This is a genomic window from Mesorhizobium sp. M0018 (genome assembly GCF_040323955.1).
GTDB lineage: Bacteria > Pseudomonadota > Alphaproteobacteria > Rhizobiales > Rhizobiaceae > Mesorhizobium.
Map to the genome: position 1 here is coordinate 1 of NZ_JAMYVL010000037.1, position 17,760 is coordinate 17,760.

20 protein-coding genes are annotated in these 17,760 nt (G+C 60.7%); 13 read left to right on the forward strand and 7 right to left on the reverse strand.

Annotated elements, in window-relative coordinates; genetic code table 11:
- Nucleotides 1-397 precede the first annotated feature (397 nt).
- The 9 genes from NKJ81_RS30265 to NKJ81_RS32775 all read left to right on the forward strand — a co-directional run bounded on the left by NKJ81_RS30265 (nucleotide 398) and on the right by NKJ81_RS32775 (nucleotide 8,179).
- On the forward strand, nucleotides 398-1,360 hold the full coding sequence (locus tag NKJ81_RS30265) for a LysR family transcriptional regulator (RefSeq protein ID WP_352503548.1): 963 nt from the start codon (nucleotides 398-400) through the stop codon (nucleotides 1,358-1,360).
- A gap of 196 nt (nucleotides 1,361-1,556) precedes the next feature.
- Nucleotides 1,557-2,570, forward strand: a complete 1,014-nt coding sequence (locus NKJ81_RS30270) for an amino acid ABC transporter substrate-binding protein (RefSeq protein ID WP_352503547.1) — start codon at nucleotides 1,557-1,559, stop codon at nucleotides 2,568-2,570.
- Nucleotides 2,571-2,640: 70 nt separating this feature from the next.
- The gene (locus NKJ81_RS30275; RefSeq protein WP_352542699.1) at nucleotides 2,641-3,828 is read left to right on the forward strand and encodes an amino acid ABC transporter permease; all 1,188 of its coding nucleotides are present in this window, start codon (nucleotides 2,641-2,643) and stop codon (nucleotides 3,826-3,828) included.
- A gap of 100 nt (nucleotides 3,829-3,928) precedes the next feature.
- Nucleotides 3,929-4,972, forward strand: coding sequence for an amino acid ABC transporter permease (locus NKJ81_RS30280; protein ID WP_352542700.1), 1,044 nt, complete (start codon nucleotides 3,929-3,931; stop codon nucleotides 4,970-4,972).
- 63 nt (nucleotides 4,973-5,035) lie between these two features.
- On the forward strand, nucleotides 5,036-5,764 hold the full coding sequence (locus NKJ81_RS30285) for an amino acid ABC transporter ATP-binding protein (RefSeq protein ID WP_502904356.1): 729 nt from the start codon (nucleotides 5,036-5,038) through the stop codon (nucleotides 5,762-5,764).
- 62 nt (nucleotides 5,765-5,826) lie between these two features.
- Nucleotides 5,827-7,059, forward strand: coding sequence for a MalY/PatB family protein (locus NKJ81_RS30290; protein WP_352542702.1), 1,233 nt, complete (start codon nucleotides 5,827-5,829; stop codon nucleotides 7,057-7,059).
- A 29-nt stretch (nucleotides 7,060-7,088) separates the two neighbouring features.
- Nucleotides 7,089-7,214 carry a hypothetical protein gene (locus tag NKJ81_RS32765; RefSeq protein ID WP_352871706.1) on the forward strand — a complete coding sequence of 42 codons (126 nt, stop codon included), beginning with the start codon at nucleotides 7,089-7,091 and terminating at the stop codon, nucleotides 7,212-7,214.
- Entirely contained in the window at nucleotides 7,195-7,431 is a 237-nt protein-coding gene (locus NKJ81_RS32770; RefSeq protein WP_502904354.1) for an aspartate/glutamate racemase family protein, read from the forward strand. Before NKJ81_RS32765 ends, NKJ81_RS32770 begins: the two co-directional genes overlap by 20 nt.
- Before the next feature lie 244 nt (nucleotides 7,432-7,675).
- Nucleotides 7,676-8,179, forward strand: coding sequence for a 3-methyl-2-oxobutanoate hydroxymethyltransferase (locus NKJ81_RS32775; protein ID WP_502904357.1), 504 nt, complete (start codon nucleotides 7,676-7,678; stop codon nucleotides 8,177-8,179).
- Here NKJ81_RS32775 and NKJ81_RS30300 read toward each other — a convergent pair.
- Both NKJ81_RS30300 and NKJ81_RS30305 read right to left on the reverse strand, forming a co-directional pair.
- Nucleotides 8,127-8,549: a RidA family protein gene (locus NKJ81_RS30300; protein ID WP_352542720.1), complete on the reverse strand. Its 423-nt coding sequence runs from the start codon at nucleotides 8,547-8,549 to the stop codon at nucleotides 8,127-8,129. The two genes, NKJ81_RS32775 and NKJ81_RS30300, sit on opposite strands and share 53 nt — an antisense overlap.
- 59 nt (nucleotides 8,550-8,608) lie before the next feature.
- A complete protein-coding gene (locus NKJ81_RS30305; protein ID WP_352542703.1) occupies nucleotides 8,609-9,457 on the reverse strand; it encodes an SDR family oxidoreductase in 849 nt (282 codons plus the stop codon).
- A gap of 97 nt (nucleotides 9,458-9,554) precedes the next feature.
- Here NKJ81_RS30305 and NKJ81_RS30310 point away from each other — a divergent pair, with 97 nt between their 5' ends.
- A complete protein-coding gene (locus NKJ81_RS30310) occupies nucleotides 9,555-10,457 on the forward strand; it encodes a LysR family transcriptional regulator (protein ID WP_352542721.1) in 903 nt (300 codons plus the stop codon).
- Nucleotides 10,458-10,916: 459 nt separating this feature from the next.
- On the opposite strand, the gene NKJ81_RS30315 is transcribed toward NKJ81_RS30310, so the two are convergent.
- From NKJ81_RS30315 to NKJ81_RS30325, 3 genes are read right to left on the reverse strand one after another with little or no spacing between them, the layout of a single operon-like run.
- The gene (locus NKJ81_RS30315) at nucleotides 10,917-11,789 is read right to left on the reverse strand and encodes a carbohydrate ABC transporter permease (protein ID WP_352542704.1); all 873 of its coding nucleotides are present in this window, start codon (nucleotides 11,787-11,789) and stop codon (nucleotides 10,917-10,919) included.
- On the reverse strand, nucleotides 11,786-12,676 hold the full coding sequence (locus NKJ81_RS30320; protein WP_352503539.1) for a carbohydrate ABC transporter permease: 891 nt from the start codon (nucleotides 12,674-12,676) through the stop codon (nucleotides 11,786-11,788). The genes NKJ81_RS30315 and NKJ81_RS30320 overlap by 4 nt, the downstream gene beginning before the upstream one ends.
- A gap of 43 nt (nucleotides 12,677-12,719) precedes the next feature.
- Complete coding sequence (locus NKJ81_RS30325; protein WP_352542705.1) at nucleotides 12,720-14,012, reverse strand: ABC transporter substrate-binding protein; 1,293 nt, start codon at nucleotides 14,010-14,012, stop codon at nucleotides 12,720-12,722.
- 485 nt (nucleotides 14,013-14,497) lie between these two features.
- Between NKJ81_RS30325 and NKJ81_RS30330 the strand changes: the two genes are divergently transcribed.
- The 3 genes from NKJ81_RS30330 to NKJ81_RS30340 are packed head-to-tail and all read left to right on the forward strand — an operon-like array spanning nucleotide 14,498 to nucleotide 16,969.
- On the forward strand, nucleotides 14,498-15,373 hold the full coding sequence (locus tag NKJ81_RS30330; RefSeq protein WP_352475028.1) for an ROK family protein: 876 nt from the start codon (nucleotides 14,498-14,500) through the stop codon (nucleotides 15,371-15,373).
- On the forward strand, nucleotides 15,370-16,140 hold the full coding sequence (locus NKJ81_RS30335; RefSeq protein ID WP_352542706.1) for a GntR family transcriptional regulator: 771 nt from the start codon (nucleotides 15,370-15,372) through the stop codon (nucleotides 16,138-16,140). The genes NKJ81_RS30330 and NKJ81_RS30335 overlap by 4 nt, the downstream gene beginning before the upstream one ends.
- Before the next feature lie 37 nt (nucleotides 16,141-16,177).
- Nucleotides 16,178-16,969, forward strand: a complete 792-nt coding sequence (locus tag NKJ81_RS30340) for a sugar isomerase domain-containing protein (protein ID WP_352503533.1) — start codon at nucleotides 16,178-16,180, stop codon at nucleotides 16,967-16,969.
- A 74-nt stretch (nucleotides 16,970-17,043) separates the two neighbouring features.
- Here the strand turns inward: NKJ81_RS30340 and NKJ81_RS30345 are convergent, their stop codons facing one another.
- Together NKJ81_RS30345 and NKJ81_RS30350 are read right to left on the reverse strand one after the other, a co-directional pair.
- Nucleotides 17,044-17,403, reverse strand: coding sequence for a transposase (locus NKJ81_RS30345; protein WP_352542707.1), 360 nt, complete (start codon nucleotides 17,401-17,403; stop codon nucleotides 17,044-17,046).
- Entirely contained in the window at nucleotides 17,397-17,531 is a 135-nt protein-coding gene (locus tag NKJ81_RS30350; RefSeq protein ID WP_352542708.1) for a hypothetical protein, read from the reverse strand. The genes NKJ81_RS30345 and NKJ81_RS30350 overlap by 7 nt, the downstream gene beginning before the upstream one ends.
- Between the last annotated feature and the right edge of the window lie 229 nt (nucleotides 17,532-17,760).

Sequence of the window (17,760 nt, forward strand, 5' to 3'; positions counted from 1 at the left end):
TTTACTCCGCCCTGACGGTGCCGAGCGCCGTCTATGGCAGTGACAGCGACTTTGCCGACGGCAAGCTCGTAGATTCGCTGGTTCTGGCGCGGGCCGGGCAGGCGGTGGACCAGTTCGCCACCCTGGTTTCGGCACGGCAGCCGAAGCGCCAACAGGTCAGTCTGGCCTCAGCCTAAGGGGCAGCGAGTCGTAGACATCCCTGGTCCTTAGGTTAGCCAGACCATACGAGAGAATGCGAAGGAATGGGTTGGCGAACCCTCCGCTAACATATTGATTTCCCAACAGGGAACGTTGACCCCGCAGGTCGAAGGGTCGCATTTGTTCGCCATGGCATCGTTCGCGCGTTGGAAGCGATGTTAGCATGCAGGCGAGGCATGATGAAAACGGGGAAGGTCTCATGAGTTTCGATGATATCGATCTCAATTTGCTGAGAGTGTTCGACGTGATGATGCGTGAAAGGAGCGTAACGCGCGCAGCTGCCGAATTGGGAAGAACACAATCAGCTGTAAGTCATTCCCTATCAAAACTTCGGTATTTATTGCAGGACGAATTGTTCACGAGAGACGGGGGCGAAATGCGACCGACCCCTCGGGCAGTGGAGTTGCTGTCAGATATTTCTGCTGCGCTGGCTACGATCCGCGCGTCGATCGACCGGCATCAGATCTTCAATCCAGCAACGACGCGACGCAACTTTCGCGTGGGACTCACTGACTATCACGCCATGATATTCATCCCAGGGCTCATACGGGAATTTTCGAGGCAAGCGCCTGGCGCGACGCTGAACGTCATTCCCGCAAACGGACCCGAAATCGGTTCATCGGTCTATTTGAGACAAGTCGACTGTGCACTGACGGGAGCGGCAATACGCGACGACCCAGGTCTCTTGAAGGTGGAGCTTGGCCAGGATCGATTGTTTTGCGCGGTGTGGAGTGGAAGCAAGATCGCCAGGAACGCAATGACACTGGAAACATATTTGGCCAGTTCTCACCTGCAGATTTCCGCAGATGGTCTGGCAGAAGGCCTCGCGGATGCCGCCCTCAAGCAGCATGGTCTCCGGCGCAATGTCGTTGCGACCATCTCGAACTATCTGGTGCTGCCCTGGGCGCTTCGCGGCACTGAACTGATTACCCATTGCGGCGATGCCATCCTGCAAATTCTGGACGAGAGGAGTGAGGTGACGTTGGTCCCGCCGCCCCTTGCCATATCGAATGTGAATGCCTGGCTCATTGTTCACCGCCAGATGGCGAATGACCCGGGTACCAAATGGCTCCGGGAAATAATCATGAGCATCTACAACGAGTCGCGGACCGAGAGAGACCAAGGGTCAACCGTCGGAGCACCGGGGTTGGCTGCACCATAGGTCGCGCGCGCCGTCGCTCATTCGATTAGCCCGCCCCAAGCAAACTAGCCCGATCAGCACTCAAGCTCCCTTTCACCCGAGAGCGAGCGCCTCCTCAATTATGAATGACGCTCATTTTCGCAATGAGAACAGTCAATTTGACGAATAGTCATACTTGAGGCCACATTCCCTTCAACAAAAACAGGGGAATACCGAAATGAGATCGATGTTCAAGGGCTTTCTTGCCCTCGCTATCGCGTGCACTGCCTCCTCGGCATGGTCCGCAACCCTCGACAATGTCAAAAAGAATGGAGTGCTGACGTGTGGCACAAATTCGGCCACGGCTGGCTTCAGCCTTCCCGATAACGAAGGCAAATGGACCGGATTTGTGGTCGACTATTGTCGCGCCGTGGCCGCTGCCGTGCTCGGGGATGCGCAAAAGGTTAAGTTCATCCCATTGACGCCGAAAGATCGCTTCACCGCCTTGCAGTCGGGGGAGATCGACGTTCTTGCACACAACGCAACATGGACATCGTCGCGCGATACGTCTCTCGGCATACTTTTTGCGGGGACGTACTTCTATGACGGTCAGGGATTTATGGTGCGCAAGGCGGACAACATCACATCAGCCAAGGGGCTCGAGGGCGCATCGATTTGCGTCACCCAAGGCACCACGACGGAGTTGAACCTTGCCGACTATTTTCGCTCGCAGTCGATCAAGTACACCACGGTTGGTTTCGCCGACGAGGAAGCTGTCGTGAAGGCTTACGAGGAGGGGCGTTGCGACGTCCTGTCGGCGGACACCTCTACCTTGAACGCATCGCGGCTTCGCATGGCCAAGCCGGACGACAGCATCGTTCTTCCCGAACTGATCTCCAAGGAGCCGCTTGGCCCGGCAGTGCGGCAGGGAGACGACCAGTGGTTCAATGTGGCGAAGTGGACGCTTTACGTCATGGTGGCCTCCGAAGAATACGGGGTCACCTCCAAAAACGTTGATGCTATGAAGTCGTCGGACAATCCCAGCATCCGCCGTCTGCTTGGCGTGGAAGGCAGCATCGGCAAGGACATCGGGCTCGGCGACGACTGGCCGGTCGAGGTGATCAAACAGGTCGGTAACTACGGCGAAGTGTTTGATCGGAATGTCGGCAAGGACTCGCCGCTGAAAATGGAGCGCGGCATGAACGCGCTCTGGAACAAAGGCGGCGTTCAGTACGCTCCGCCGATTCGCTAGGCAAAGCATGGTTGCAAGGCGCTTGCGCGTTACCGCCAGCGCCTTGCACAGATCCCGATAGGAACACGCCATGTCCGATTTGTCGCTTCCAGCGCCCTCGCGCAGGAGCCTATCGCTGCACGATACGAAAGTGCGCGGCGTTTTCTACCAGCTCTTGCTCGCAGGTTGCCTGTTGGCATTGGCTCTGGGCATCGGCATGCAGACCGCATCGAATATGCGGGTCCGGGGGATTCCGCTCTCATTCGATTTTTGGGGTGAGGCTGCCGGCTTCGACATCAATCAAACCCTGATACCGTACGATGCACTATCCACCTACGGTCAGGCCTTCTGGGTGGGAGTGGTCAATACCCTCTACGTCAGCTTCCTCGCAATCTTGCTGGCCACCTTGCTTGGCTTCGTCATCGGCGTTGCCCGCCTCTCGCCGAACTGGATCGTTTCGAAGGTGGCGACCGCCTATGTCGAGCTTGTGCGCAATGTCCCGTTATTGCTGCAGCTGCTGTTCTGGTACAACGCCGTCCTCAAGCCGTTGCCTTCCCCGAAGGCGTCCATCGCCATCCCCGGCGGCATCTACCTCAACAATCGCGGCCTCATCATTCCGGAGATCCAGTGGCATCCGGGGGCGGGGCTTGTGGGCCTGGCATTGGTAGCGGCCGTTTTCTGCTGCATTGCATTCTGGTTCCGCGCCAAGAGTGTCCAGAAACGAACTGGCAAGCAGCTGCCGGTATTTTTGGTCAGCCTGGCGACCTTGATAGGATTTCCGCTGATCGTGTTCCTGGCGGCTGGCGAGCCGGTCTCGTTTGTCGCGCCGCAGCTGCGGGGTTTCAACTTTCAAGGCGGACATCAACTCTATCCAGAGTTTGCCGCTCTCCTGATCGGTCTGTCGGTCTACACCGGATCCTACATCGCCGAGATTGTCCGGAGTGGCATCCAGGCAGTGCCAAAGGGCCAGAGCGAGGCTGCGTATGCGCTGGGGCTGGCGCCGGGCAAGACGCTTCGCCTTGTCGTTGTTCCGCAGGCGCTGCGTATTATCATCCCGCCTTTGACAAGCCAGTATCTCAATCTAATCAAGAACTCGTCGCTTGCGGTGTTCATTGGCTATCCCGACCTCGTTCAGATCTTTGCCGGGACGGTACTCAACCAGACCGGCGCCGCCGTCCAGGTCATGGCGATCACCTTGTCCGTCTATCTCGTTATCTCCCTTGCCACGTCGTTGGCCATGAACGCGTGTAACCGACATTTTGCGATCGTCGAGAGGTGACGCATGAGCGATCAGTCCATGCATTCGCCAGTTGTCAGCAGCGCGCTCATACCAGCGATGGCGCCCCCCCGCTGACGTTTGGCCAAGTCCAGTGACCTGGATGAAAAAGAATCTGTTTTCGACGCCGTTTTCAGGCGCGCTGACAGTATGCTTTCTCCTCTTCGCCGTGTGGCTGCTGCGTCACTTTCTGAGCTTTGCGATCTTCGACGCGGTCTGGAGCGGCGGTCGCGAGGCTTGCCGCACGAACAGCCAAGGAGCTTGCTGGCCTTTCATTGCCGAGAAGTTCGACTACCTGCGATACGGCGCGTACCCGGCTTCCGAGCGGTGGCGCGTTGATCTCGCACAGGCTATCGGCGCCATCCTCATCGTTTGGCTCCTGTGGACGAAGGCTCCGCGGCGCAAAGTGGCGGCGTTGCTATTCTTCCTTGTCTACCCCGTTGCCGCGTTCGTTCTCGTGCGCGGGGTCGCCTGGCTCCATTTGTCTGTCATCGATACGACGCTCTGGGGCGGTCTCCTGATCACGTTGCTGATGTCGATTGTGGGCATCGTCTTCTCGCTTCCGATCGGGGTTATCCTGGCGCTTGGACGCAGGTCCGAACTCCCTTTCGTCAAGGCGGTTTGCGTCACATTCATCGAAGTCGTCCGGGGGGTGCCGTTTATCACGGTATTGTTCATGGCGAACTTCATGATGCCGCTCTTCGTCCCGGACTATCTGACGCCTGACCGTCTCCTGCGCCCGCTTATGGCGATAGCGCTGTTCTCGTCCGCCTATATGGCCGAAGTTGTGAGGGCCGGCCTTCAGGCGATCCCGAAGGGCCAATACGAGGCGGCGAAGGCGCTTGGGATCAGCTACTTCGACATAATGCGCCTGATCGTCCTCCCCCAGGCGTTGACGATCGTCATACCGAGCATCGTCTCCACCTTCATCGGTCTGTTCAAAGACACGACTCTGGTCGCCATCGTCGGCATCGCGGATTTCCTGAAAGCCATCGAAACGGCGCGCGTCGATCCGAACTGGGCAGGCCCGACGATCTCATCAACCGGCTACCTCTTTGCGGGACTGGTCTACTGGGGCTTTTGCTTCGGCATGTCCCGTTACTCGCAATCGATGGAGCGCCAATTGGCGCGCGGCCACAAATCTTAGGACGCGACGATGATGCCACAAGCAATGTACGCATCGACGAAGGGACAGCCCTTCAACAAGGCGATGGCCATTGAACTGCGTGACGTCAACAAATGGTTCGGTTCATACCATGCGCTCAGGAACATCAACCTGTCGGTGCCACAGGGGCAGCGCATTGTGATCTGCGGCCCCTCGGGGTCGGGCAAATCGACGATGATCCGGTGCGTCAACCATCTCGAGGAGCATCAGTCGGGCGAGATCATCGTCGACGGCAAAGCGGTAACCGGGGATCTGCGCAAGATCGACGAAGTTCGCAGCAACGTCGGGATGGTTTTCCAGCACTTCAATTTGTTTCCCCACCTCACGGTGCTTGAGAATTGCACGCTTGCGCCTGTTTGGGTGAGGAAGATGCCGCGGACGGCAGCTGAGGAATTGGCGCGCCATTATCTGGAGCGCGTCAGAATTGCGGAAAAGGCGGACAGCTACCCGGGTCAGCTGTCGGGTGGCCAGCAGCAACGTGCTGCAATTGCCCGGGCTCTCTGCATGAACCCGAAGATTATGCTCTTCGACGAGCCAACCTCTGCCCTCGATCCGGAGATGGTCAAGGAGGTGCTCGACACGATGGTGTCGCTCGCCGGTGAAGGTATGACGATGCTGTGCGTGACGCATGAAATGGGCTTCGCGCGGGAGGTGGCCGATCGCGTGGTGTTCATGGACCGCGGGGAGATCGTCGAGATCAATACGCCCCATCAGTTCTTCACCAACTCCCGGTCGGAACGAGCGCGGCAGTTTCTGGCGCAAATCCTCAAATAGGGAAGTCCGCAGACGCAAAGCGGCCCGTAACCGTGGCAGTAGATTTTCCAGGTGAGTATCAAATGGCTTGTGCAGACACGCCCGCATCGGCGGTTGGGCAACAAAATATTGTGGGAATAGATTTCGACCAAATCCACGACCGCCAGCAATTCGGATCCGTCAAATGGGCCAACCAGTGGGACGAGTTCTCTCCTCAGGTGCAAGGCCAGGACCTGCTCTCCCTATGGACAGCGGATATGGATTTTCGTGCCCCGGAAACCGTCATCGCGCGGCTGCGCGAGGCCGCGGACCATGGCATTTACGGCTACACACGCCGCGATCCGCGCCACTATGAGATCGTGCAATCGTGGTTCACACGCCGGCACAACTGGTCGCCGATGCTGGAGACCCTGCTCCCCGCGCCGGCGATCATGCCGTCGGTCGCTGCGATACTGCGAACCTTCACGAAGCCTGGTGACGGCGTCATCGTTCAGTCACCCGTGTACTCGCCCTATTTCGAAGTGGTTCAGGGAAATGGCCGGATTCTGCTCACGAACCGGCTGAGGCTGCAAAACGACAGGTATGAACTCGATCTGGAAGACTTCGAGAAACTGGCGGCCGGCGGCGCCAAGGTGTTCCTGCTGTGCAATCCTCACAATCCTGCCGGAATGGCCTGGACACTCGAAGAATTGACAGCGCTGAACGACATTTGTGAGCGCCATGGGATTTTGGTCATATCCGACGACATTCACTGCGACATAAGGTTGTCGGACCACCCGCACATCGTCTTCTCCTCCATCTCGGACGATGCCGCGGAGAAGTCGTTCATCTGCACCGCTCCGACGAAGACTTTCAACCTCGCCGGGGTGCCTTCGGCAACCATTGCGGTGGCGAGCAAAAAGCGCCGCGAGCAGCTTCTTGCCGCGATGCAGGCCTCATTCATGGTAAATGCAAACTTTTTCGGCCGCCTGGCCCTGGAGGTTGCCTACAGCACCGGCGCGCCCTGGCTCGATCAACTCACATCCTACATCGCCAGCAACATTGATCTGGTTTGTGACTTCGCCGGCGAATACCTTCCAGGCATTACGCCCATGCGGCCCGACGCATCGTTTCTGGTGTGGTTGGACGCGTGCGCGCTCGATCGTAGAGTGGGTGGAATTCAGAAGTTCTTTGTCGATCAGGCCGGGGTCAATCTGTATGACGGCCGCGTCTATGGGCCTGGCGGCGAAGGTTTCATCCGCCTGAATGTCGGCTGCCCGCGTCCTCTGCTGCGCCGAGGGCTGGAGCGGATGTCCAGCGCGCTGGCATCCTTGTGACTGAGCGGAACCAAGCCAGGATGCCCCGAATGCGAATTGCCATCATCAATCCCAACACGACCGCTTCGATGACCAGCGGGATCGTCGCAGCCGCCATGGCGGCGCCGGATCCGGGGACGAAGATAGTGGGCATGCATGCCAACGGCTGGACCTGAAGCGATCGAAGGGCCATTTGACGGTGCACTCTCCGTAGCGGGCCTGCTCAAGCAGGTGGTCGCGGCGGAAATGGACAATGTCGACGCCCGTATCATTGCCTGCTTAGACGAAACGGGTCTCGACGCGGAAAGGGCCATCGCTACCAAGCCCGTCATCGGTATAGGCAAGGCTTCGCTTCATCCGTCAGCCTTGTCGCTCACAGCTTCTGTGTCGTGACCACTCTGTCGCGTTCCGCGCGACTGATTGAAGACAACATTCGCCGTTACGGGTTCTCCCGTCGTTTCCGGCGCGTTCTTGCCTCCGACATCCCGGTCCTCGAGTTGGAGAGATCTGAAAGTGGTGCCTCCGAACGAATTTCGGAGCTCATACGCGAAGGTGGAGGCATAGGCTGCTTTGGCGCCGAGCTGGAGGTGGTCTCCGACCGGTCGCCGAACTGATCACCCGGAATACACCGATGATCATGCTCGGCACGAGCGCCGGCCCAAATGCCGACGCGCAGTATTTGTTCAGCGAGGACATGCTTGGCCACACCGCTGGCCACAGGCCGCGCCACGCCAAGACCTACCGCAACTTCGCCGCCGAATATGAGCGGCTGCAACGCGAGCGTATTGCCGCCTATCGCGAGCTCGTATCCGACGTGCAGACGGGCGCTTACCCGAGCCGCAGCACGTGGTCCCGATCACAGATGAAGAGTTCTCGACCTTCAGCACCTCTCTCGAACTTTAGAAAGCCAAGATACACAACAGGCTGCGAGATTCCCTTGCGGTACGCTGACCGAACGAACCTAATCTGTTTGGTCAGTTCACGACCTCGGTTCTCGCAGGTGGAGGTCAGCTATCTCCGCTCCGGACACAAAGCTGACAGGCTGCCTTCGGCCCCAAATAGCCAATACAGAACTGCAGGGCGAGCGATCAGCGCTTGTCCGCCGGCTGGCTGCTCGTCGTCGAAGGGATGCGGGCGATGACCTTGATCTCGAAATCGAAGCGCGCAAGCCAATTGACGCCCACTGCGGTCCAGTTCGGGTAGGGAGGTGCACCGATTTCTTCCGCTCGGACGGCCAGAACTGTCTCGATCTGTTCGTCCGGGTTGGTGTGGAACGTTGTGACGTCGACGACGTCGTCGAAGCTGCACCCGGCGGCCGCCAAGACCGCGCGCAGATTGGCGAAGGCCCGTCGAACCTGATCCTCGAATACGGGCTCGGGCGAGCCGTCCTCACGGCTCCCGACCTGACCCGACACGAAGAGAAGATCGCCGGACCGAATGGCTGCGGAATAGCGGTGGATATCGTATAACGCGTGCCGGTTGGCCGGGTAGACGGCGTCACGTGTAGGCATCTCAAGTTCCTTTCTGTCTTGATAAGAGGTGGGCACGAGCAGCGGGCCGGAGCCGGGGGTCACAGCCGCGCCAACTCCTCGTCTGTGAAATCCGCCGCAACCGCGATGTCATTCTGCCGGTCGAGCTCCTCGATGCGTCCGCCGAGTGCCTTGCGGATGCCGGCATAGGCCTCGGCACCGAGCACCAGCCGTTTCGGGAGCGGAGCATCCTGATCGGCAAGCCTGATCATTGCGTCCGTCATGCTGTCGGGGTCGCCCTTGATTACCCAAGACCCATGGAGCGCCTCGCGGACCTGATCGGCGGGGGTTCCCTCATAGGCCGCAAGCGGCTTGGTCCGCGCGAGATTGCCGCCGAACCCGGTCCGCGCCGGCCCGGGTTCCACAAGGCTGAATTCGATGCCGAAGGGAGCAGCCTCCTGCGCCACGGATTCGACGAACCCCTCGATACCCCACTTGGTCGCGTGATAGAGGCTGAAAGCCGGATAGGCGATCTGGCCTCCCTCGCTCGATACCTGTAGAATCCGACCACCACCCTGGCTGCGCAGATGCGGCAACGCCGCCTGGATGAGCGTGATCGAGCCGATGAGATTGGTGTCGATGATGTCCCGAACCTGCACATCGCCAGCCTCTTCAGCCGCGCCGAGCAGGCCATAGCCAGCATTGCTGACGACGATGTCGATCCGAGCGGATGCCGCGAAGGCCCGGTCGACCGCGGCGCGGACCGAGCTCTGGTCCTTGAGGTCCATTGCGACGATGCGGAGCCGTTCGGGGTAACTTGCACGCAGGTCGGGAAGTGCGTCCTCGCTGCGACTGGCACCGACGACGCGGTCTCCCCTGATCAGGGTCTTCTCCGCCAGCAGCCGGCCTAGACCAGAAGACACACCCGTTATGAGCCAGGCCTTTTCCATTTCTCATTTCTCCAATTGATCCAGGCAGGAGATAGGGCAATCGCATTGCGCGCATTAGCCGTTGAAATCGGCATGGGACAATGCAAAATCCCCATCAATGCCCCGCCCGTCGCTCAACGATCTCACCGCCTTCGTCGCCGTTGCCACATACCGTAGCTTCCGCCGCGCAGCGGACGAGATCGGCACGGCACCTTCCACATTGAGCCATGCGATGCGTGCGCTCGAGGAACGCATGGGCGTGCGACTTCTGAACCGCACCACACGCAGCGTCTCGCCGACAGAAGCCGGGTTCCGGTTGCTCGACCGTCTTCAGCCGGCGCTCGCCTCGCTGGACGAGGCGCTCGACAGCGTCGCGGGGTTCCGGGGCAATGTCGCAGGAACGGTCCGCATCAACGCACCGCGATTGGTGGCCGGGCTTCTCGTTCGCGCGGTTCTTCCGCAGATGGCGGAGGGCCATCCGGACGTGACCGTGGACATCGTCGTCGAGGGACGGCTCATCGATATCGTGTCCAGCGGGTTCGATGCCGGCGCGCGCCTCATCACATCAATTCCCAAAGACATGATCGCCGTGCCGTTTGCACGCGCGTTGACGTTCATCTGTATCGCGTCACCCGCCTATCTCGATCGCTTCGGGGAGCCGGGAACGCCCGAGGAATTGCAACGCCACCATTGCATCGGCCACCGTATGCCCAGCGGCAAGCTCTATCGATGGGAGTTCGAACGCGCAGGCCAGGAACTGGTGATCGGGGCAAACGGCCCCATCGTCCTTGATGACGAGGAACTGATGGTCGAAGCCGCAATAGAGGGTCTGGGCATCGCCTATGTGGCGGATTGGGCCGCCGAAGCCGCGTTGTCCGATGGCCGGCTACGCAAGGTCCTGACCGCGTGGACGCCAGCACCGGAAGAAGTTGCGGTCTACTACCCCGGACATCGAGCCGTGCCGCCCGCCCTGCGGGCTTTTCTCGATGTTGTAAAGGACCTGCGGAAGAAAGAACCCTAACCAGATCAACGAAGCCGACGCCCTCGCGCGGAATAGCCGCAGCGGGGCGAAGCGAACAGCTGAAGATCGCGGTCCTGCTCTGACCCAGCTCGCGTCGCATGAGTTCGAGCAACTATTCGAGCGAGAGCTTCTCGCGGGGGCGCAAATTCCTCGATCGGGGCTAGTTTCCCGAGATGAGGCAGGTCACCGTTAAACGCAGGGTCCAATCACTACCTTCCCGTGACCTTCCGAACGTCTGCAAACGAGCAGGGCCGCGCCGCTTTTCTGGGAGCTGTGAAAACGGCCTGGGGCGGGTACCAAGCGTGCGATTCACTAGTTGCAGCTAACGTGGTGGAGGCATTCGCGGCCAGTTGTACTGATGAACTGATGGCTCTCAGAACGCGGTCATCTGCTTAGCTCCGTTCAGCGCACCAGCGCGTCCCGATGACAGCCAGACGGATGCCGGCAGTGCCGCCCACGCTATCCCTTGACCGCCGGGCCGACGATCGAATCCACAAAGAAGCGCTGCAGGAAGACGAAGAGCACCAGTGGCGGGAGCACGGCAAGCGTCGCGCCAGCCATCACCAGTCCCGTGTTGAGAGCGCCTCTGTTGTAGCTGAGCAGGCGACTAAGGCTGATGACGATCGGATATTCGTGTGCATTGCCCTGTAGAACGGTCAGCGGCCAGAGATAGCTATTCCAGTGATAGACGAAGGCAAACAGCGCCAGTGCCGCGATTGCCGGCGCCACGCTCGGCACGACGATCTTGAACAGGATCAGGAGTTCCGACGCCCCATCCATCCGCGCTGCGTCGATCAGATCGTCGGGCACGCCGGCTATAAACTGGCGCATCAGGAAAATGCCAAACGCATTGGCGAGATTGGGCACGATAATACCGGCAAGGCTGGCGTTCAGGCCGATTGATCCGACGAGACGGTAAAGCGGGATCAGCGTGACGATCGGCGGCAGGAACATGGTGGCGATCAGCACCGAAAACAGCAGTGAGCGGCCGGGAAAGTGATGCTTGGCGAAGGCGTAACCAGCCATCATGCTGGTGACCAGAATGCCGGCGGTGGTGATCGTGGCGATCACGAGCGAATTCCACATCGAGCGACCGACATTGATGACGCCGGACACTTTCTCGTACGCTTCGAGGGTCGGCGTGCGCGGTATCCACACCGGCGGCACCTGCATGGTTTCGGCCGGCGTTTTCAGGCTGGAGAGCACCATCCACAACAGCGGGAAGGCGGAGGCCACGGCAACCAGCAGCATCAGCGTGGCGAGCAGTGCTCTGCGGCCCGCCAGGCGTTTGCGCGCCAACCGGCTCGATGCTGAGCGGCCCGGCGCGCTCATTCGTCATCCTTCCGGTTGGCGAATGCAAACAGCGCACACACAATGACGATCAGCGACAGCATCAGCATCACTGCCATGGCCGAGCCCAGCCCGCCTTGTGCCCGCTCGATGCCGACTCGGCGGATATGGTAGGTCAGCACGTTGGTCGAGCCGACCGGCCCGCCTTGGGTGATCAGCGCCACCGGCTCGAACACTTGCACGGCGTTGATGATGGCAATGACGGCGCTGAACAAGAGCGTGCGGCTCAATAGCGGCAAGGTGATGAAGCGGAACTGTTCGCGCCGGTTGGCGCCGTCAAGCGTCGCCGCCTCGTAAAGACTGCCTGGGATCTGGGTCAGCCCGGCAACGGCCAGCACCGTAAAATAGCCGATCTGCTGCCAGACATTGAGGACGACGATCGAGATCAACGCCGATCTTGGCGAGGACAACCAGAGTTGCGGGCCGATGCCGGCGAGACCGAGCACCTGGTTGAGCGGCCCCTCGCTCGGCGAATAGAGCTTCGACCAGACCAGCGTCACGGCGATCATCGGCACCATGTAGGTGGAAAACAACACGGTCCGCAGCGCCGTACCGCCTGCGACATCGCGCTGGTGGACCATCAAGCCGAACACTACCGAAAGGGGCAGGATGAGCATCACCGACAATGCCGTGTAGATGGCGGTGTTGAGCAGCGCTCGCTTGAAATCCCGCCCGACCGAGGTCGGCCCGAATATTTCGCGAAAATTGTCGAAGCCGATGAAGCTCGCATTGGAAAAAGGCGTCTGCGTCGACCAGTCCTGGAATGACAGCCAGATGGTGAGCAGCATCGGCAGCAGGATGAAAACGCCAATCAGTGTCACGGCGGGCGCCAGCATGATGCCCACCGAGGCACGATAGCTCTTGATCATCGCTCTGCTTCCAAAGCGTCGGGCTCTCGAAACAGCGCCTTCGCTATTTGGCGGCACGCTCCAGGATCGAGACGGCATCGGCCTGCGCGTTCGCCTGCGCATCCTTGGCCGAGAGCTGCCCATACTGCAACGCCTCGAGCGTCTGCTGCAGCGATTCGCTGAACTCCTGGCCGCCCGGGACGACAGGGAAGGGCTTGGCGTCAGCAAGCACGCTGACATAGCCGGACAGGAACTCGGAACCGAGCTTGTCCTTATGGGCTTCGATGTCGGAGGTCCGCGTCGGCAGGATGCCCATCGACATCAGAATATCCGACATTGCCGATGCGCCGTTCTTGCCGGACTTCGGACTGTTCAGCCATACCAGGAAATCCCATGCCGCTTTTTGCTCGGCCTGACCGGCATTGGCGTTGACGACGGTCATCCATGAATAGGAGATCGAGTGCGGCTTGTCGCCGCTCGGACCGACCGGGATGGGTGCGGTGGCGATATTGGAGAACTTGTCGCCCATGCCGCTCTTCAATGCGCTTTCCCACCAGTTGGCCATGATGATCATGCCGGTCTTGCCGGAGACGAAATTGTCTAGGAAGGGGCCGGTTGTGTTGGCGTCGGCCGTGGCCATCGCCGGATCGCTGGCGCCGGACTTGATCAGGTCCTCGTAAAGCTGGAAAGTCTCACCGGCTTGAGGACTGTCGAGCATCGGTTTGCCGTCCTTGACCAGCTCGCCGCCATTGGAGACCAGCAGCGAGGCGAAGGGATGGACGACGCCCGCCGCCCAGGAATTGATCATGCCGAAGCCTTGCTGGCCGGCATCTTTCCTGGTCAGCTTCTGGGCCGCATCCTTCAATTCGGACCAGGTCTTCGGCGCGGCTGTAATGCCTGCCCGTTTGAACAGCTCCTTGTTGTAGTTCAGCGCGTAGACGTCGATCTCGTTTGGAATGCCGTAAAGCGTGGCGCCAACAGAGGCTGCACTGACGACACCGGCCGGCCACGCACTCTTGACCTCGCCGGCAACTGCATCGGGGGCCGGCGCGACCAGCTTGTCTCGCGCCAGTTCGGGCAGCCACAAATCATAGATGCCGCCGATCGTCGGCCCGTCCGAGCTGCCGCCCTGGGAACGCAATGTCGTCAGGAGATCGCCGAAGGGGACGGCGCGCACGGTGACGGTCACATCCGGATCGCTCTTGGCGTAGTCCTTGGCCGCGGCGTCCAGCAAAGCGACCGTTTCGGGCGACCAGTGGGTCAGATAGGAGATGTTGACCGATTGGGCCCAACCAATGGTGGGCGAGGCCAACAACCCTGCAGCAAGTGCCAGTTTCGAAATCCAAGCCAAAGACATCCGACCCTCCGCATAGCCACACAGCGATGTCCATGACGTTATGACAAGCAGAAGCAACGATGCAAGCGCTATCTTCGTGGAGAGCTCCTGCCGGCGTTGCGGCGTTTTCTTACTCCGGTTTTGGGAAGGGAGATCACAGATAATAAACAGGAGTTTAAGTGCTATGGCTCGAGCTGTTTCTCACTGCTGGCTATCCCCCAAAACCTCTTGCGATCGAAGTCATGTCGTTATAATGACACTGAGCCGCTTTTGGTTGCCGCGGCGGAGACAGGCAGCCTCTCGGCTGCCGGGCGCCGCTTGCAAAGGATGCCGATGTCGAATGGGAGACGAAGCATGGTTCATCGACACGCTGCGCTCAGCCCGATCGGCTTTGGCGCCGCGTGCACCGGAGTCTGTACCGCACTGCCGACCAGAGCCGACGACGCCGTGGCGTCGTGGACCTGGCGCTCCGAGGACCGGGCGGCAGCCAGTCGGAGTCGCTCTCGATGACACGCGTTCTGGCCATCGATCTTGGCGGCACCAACTTGCGCGCCGCTATCCATACCGGCGATGTTCGCTGGCTGGAGATGCTCAGCCGCGAGCCCGCACCAGCAAGTCTTGATGCCTTCGTCGCCCGCGTCGGTGCGTTGCGCGCCGAGGCCGGTCCGGTCGAGGCACTTGGCTTAGCGGTGCCGGGGCTTGTCGAGGGCTCGGTCTGCCGCTGGATTCCGAACCTGCCCTATCTCGACGGCATCGACATCGCGGCCTTGTTTCCTCGTCTGCGCGTTGCCGTTGGCAATGACGCGCAGGTCGCCATGCTGGCCGAAGCGGTCGAAGGTGCCGCAAAAGACCTGTCCGATGCCATCCTGCTGGCGATCGGCACCGGTATCGGCTCCGCCGTTCTGGCCAATAACCACATCGTCGCCGGCGTACGTGGCGGCGCTTGCTCATTCGGCTGGGCCTGCGCCGACATCGAGGATGAAGGCGACGACCGCGGCGGCTGGCTGGAGCGCTTCGCTTCCGGGCGGGCATTCGACGCCGCGGCGCGCCAGATCGGGCTTGCCAATGGCGGCAGGCTGGTCGAGGCGGCCCGGGGTGGCAAGACGGCCGCCCTTGACGCATTGGAGCTGCCGGCGCGCCGGCTGGGTACTGCCTTGGCGGGTGCGGTCGCGCTGCTTGACACCCAGGCGGTCCTGATTTCCGGCGGGCTTGCCGATGCGCTGGACGTCGTTGGACCGAGGCTGCTTGCGGCATTGCGGCGTCAGCTGCCGCCGCATCTGCGCGATGTCGTGCTGCGGTCCGGCGAATTTGGCTCCCGCGCCGGTCTCGTCGGCGCCTCGCTGGCCGGTCTCGCCGGAGCACAGTGGAGGCAGATAAGATGAGCCAAGTTAGCTTCCAGCTGCCCGACCGCCGAAGGCCCGAGCCGCTCTGGTATCAGGTGGAAGAGGCCATCCGCGCCGTCGTGAAGAGTGGCGAGTGGGCGACCGGCCACCAGATGCCGGCCGAAGACAGACTGTGCGCCCTATTCGGGGTGAGCCGCATCACGCTGCGCCACGCGCTGCGCAATCTTGAGGAGCACGGACTGCTCAGGCGCGAACATGGCCGTGGCACCTTCGTGCGCTCCACCACGCTGGTCGCCGGCACCCGCGAACTCACCAGCTTCACGCAGGAAATGGGCAATATGGGCGTGGTCGCCGGCTCGCGATTGCTCGACTGCAGCCTGACCACCGCCAATGCCGCCGTGGCCGGAGCGCTGGAGATCGAGGAGGGCGATCCGGTGGTGCGCATCCGGCGGCTCAGGCTCGGCAACAACGAACCGATCGGTATTCAGACTGCGCAACTCTCGGCCGCGCGCGTGCCCGGCTTTCTCGATGCCGGCCTGTTGCAAGGCTCGCTCTACGAAGCGTTGGAACGCCATTACGGCATCGTGCCGGTCGCGGCGCGCGAAAACTACCGTGTTGGCGCGGTCGGGACGGCGGATGCCGAGTTGCTCGATCTGCCTGGGGGGAGCCCCGCTTTCGTGGTCGAGCGCATCACCACCGACGAGCGTGGCCCGTTCGAATTCACCGTCTCGGTTATGCGTGGCGACCGCTACGAAATCCGCTCGACGCTGCGTGCCGGTCGCGCCGCGCCAACTGCAAGAAGCTGAGCCATTACCGAAGCCGACACATAACAGGAGTACCGACGTGTCCGATCTCTACATACCTCGCCTTGCCGCCCTCATCGAACAGGCCTCGAAAGCCAATGCCGAAGCCTTTGGCGAAGCGGCCAGCCGCTTTGCCGACACGCTCGAGAGCGGGGGGTTGGTTCATCTTTACGGCTCGGGCCACTCGGTGTTGCCGGTCCAGGAAGTGTTTCCGCGCTACGGCAGCTATGTCGGCTTCAATCCGCTGACCGACCCGCGTGTCATGTGGCATAACGTGCTCGGCGCCGGCGGCGTGCGCGAACTTCTGTGGCTGGAGCGGACCGAGAAATACGCCGAGAAATTCCTCGACCACCAGCCGCTGAACAAAGGCGATTCGATCATCATCTTTGGCCACAGCGGCCGCAATTCGTCCGGCATCGACACCGCGCTTTATGCGAAAAAACGCGGCATCTTCGTCGTTGCGATAACTAGCAAGAACAATCTCGACAAGCCGGCGACGCACTCTTCCGGCAAACGGCTTGCCGATGCCGCCGACCTTGTCATCGACACCTGCTCGCCGATCGAGGATGCCATCGTGCCGGTCGAGGGCTGGAGCCGTCCGGTCTCCGGTTCGTCGACCGTGCTTGCCATGATCCTGGCGCATGAGCTGATCGCCCGCACCGCCGATGCGCTTTCGAAACGCGGCATCGAACTGCCGGTTTTTGCTTCGCCGACAATTGCCGGCGTCACACTGCACGACACCGACGTCATCTACGGCGTCTATCGCGAGAAAATGCTCGAGGCACAGAAGAAGCACCTGCCGACCTTCCAGGCGACGATGCGCGGTGAATGACAACCGGGGAGGGCACGCAAAACGCTAGGACGTAGACTCATCACCGCGTAGCCAGATGCGAGTTGAGACGAGTTTCAGGGCAGCAAGGTAGTTTCTGCCAGCTTGTCATATCGAGTTGCGATGCGACGGAACTGCTTAGCCTTGTCGAAGAAGCGTTCGACGAAGTTGCGCGCCCTTGTAAGGGAAGCGACTGAAGCAGATCGGGTCCTTGCGGTTGGCTCTAGGCGGGATGTTGGCCCATGGCTTTCGCTCGGTGATGACATTGCGCAATGGGTTGGCATCATATCCTTGTTGGCGAGCAGCATGGCACCCTCGCGCCAATCCTTGATCATATCCACTGCGGAGGCGATGTCGCTCTTCCGGCCCGGCGTGAGCGTCAGCTTGATCGGCCTGCCTTCGGCGTCGACAAGAGCATGGATTTTGGTCGTCAGCACGCCTCGGGAACGAACGAGACAATGATCTCGATTCCCCTTTTTGCCATCGCACCCTGCTGATGGACGCGAACAATAGAGGTGTCGATCATCTGCACCGTGCCGTCATGGGCCTCGGTAATGGCGTCCATCAGCCGATCCCAGACACCTGCTTTCCGCCATCGAACGAAGCGGTTGTAGCCAGTGGTGCGAGGGCCGTATCGCCCCCTGGCAGATCGCGGCATGGCCCACCCGATCGCAGCACCCAGAAGATGCCGTCTGCCCGCTGTGCCTGGACGGTGATCGTGCCGAAGAAAACCAGTGCTCCAGCGAACGTTCCTCGTAATATTGCGTTTAACCATGAAAGACGACGATTCGCCC

Coding starts and splice junctions, on each gene's coding strand:
- NKJ81_RS30285 (WP_502904356.1), top strand. CDS start 5,036: ATGGCCATTGAACTGCGTGACGTCAACAAATGGTTCGGTTCATACCAT.
- NKJ81_RS32765 (WP_352871706.1), top strand. CDS start 7,089: ATGCGAATTGCCATCATCAATCCCAACACGACCGCTTCGATGACCAGC.
- NKJ81_RS30300 (WP_352542720.1), bottom strand. CDS start 8,549: ATGCCTACACGTGACGCCGTCTACCCGGCCAACCGGCACGCGTTATAC.
- NKJ81_RS30275 (WP_352542699.1), top strand. CDS start 2,641: ATGTCCGATTTGTCGCTTCCAGCGCCCTCGCGCAGGAGCCTATCGCTG.
- NKJ81_RS32775 (WP_502904357.1), top strand. CDS start 7,676: ATGCTCGGCACGAGCGCCGGCCCAAATGCCGACGCGCAGTATTTGTTC.
- NKJ81_RS30335 (WP_352542706.1), top strand. CDS start 15,370: ATGAGCCAAGTTAGCTTCCAGCTGCCCGACCGCCGAAGGCCCGAGCCG.
- NKJ81_RS30330 (WP_352475028.1), top strand. CDS start 14,498: ATGACACGCGTTCTGGCCATCGATCTTGGCGGCACCAACTTGCGCGCC.
- NKJ81_RS30265 (WP_352503548.1), top strand. CDS start 398: ATGAGTTTCGATGATATCGATCTCAATTTGCTGAGAGTGTTCGACGTG.
- NKJ81_RS30320 (WP_352503539.1), bottom strand. CDS start 12,676: ATGATCAAGAGCTATCGTGCCTCGGTGGGCATCATGCTGGCGCCCGCC.
- NKJ81_RS30290 (WP_352542702.1), top strand. CDS start 5,827: ATGGCTTGTGCAGACACGCCCGCATCGGCGGTTGGGCAACAAAATATT.
- NKJ81_RS30280 (WP_352542700.1), top strand. CDS start 3,929: ATGAAAAAGAATCTGTTTTCGACGCCGTTTTCAGGCGCGCTGACAGTA.
- NKJ81_RS30270 (WP_352503547.1), top strand. CDS start 1,557: ATGAGATCGATGTTCAAGGGCTTTCTTGCCCTCGCTATCGCGTGCACT.
- NKJ81_RS30315 (WP_352542704.1), bottom strand. CDS start 11,789: ATGAGCGCGCCGGGCCGCTCAGCATCGAGCCGGTTGGCGCGCAAACGC.
- NKJ81_RS30305 (WP_352542703.1), bottom strand. CDS start 9,457: ATGGAAAAGGCCTGGCTCATAACGGGTGTGTCTTCTGGTCTAGGCCGG.
- NKJ81_RS30325 (WP_352542705.1), bottom strand. CDS start 14,012: ATGTCTTTGGCTTGGATTTCGAAACTGGCACTTGCTGCAGGGTTGTTG.
- NKJ81_RS32770 (WP_502904354.1), top strand. CDS start 7,195: ATGCCAACGGCTGGACCTGAAGCGATCGAAGGGCCATTTGACGGTGCA.
- NKJ81_RS30350 (WP_352542708.1), bottom strand. CDS start 17,531: ATGGACGCCATTACCGAGGCCCATGACGGCACGGTGCAGATGATCGAC.
- NKJ81_RS30310 (WP_352542721.1), top strand. CDS start 9,555: ATGCCCCGCCCGTCGCTCAACGATCTCACCGCCTTCGTCGCCGTTGCC.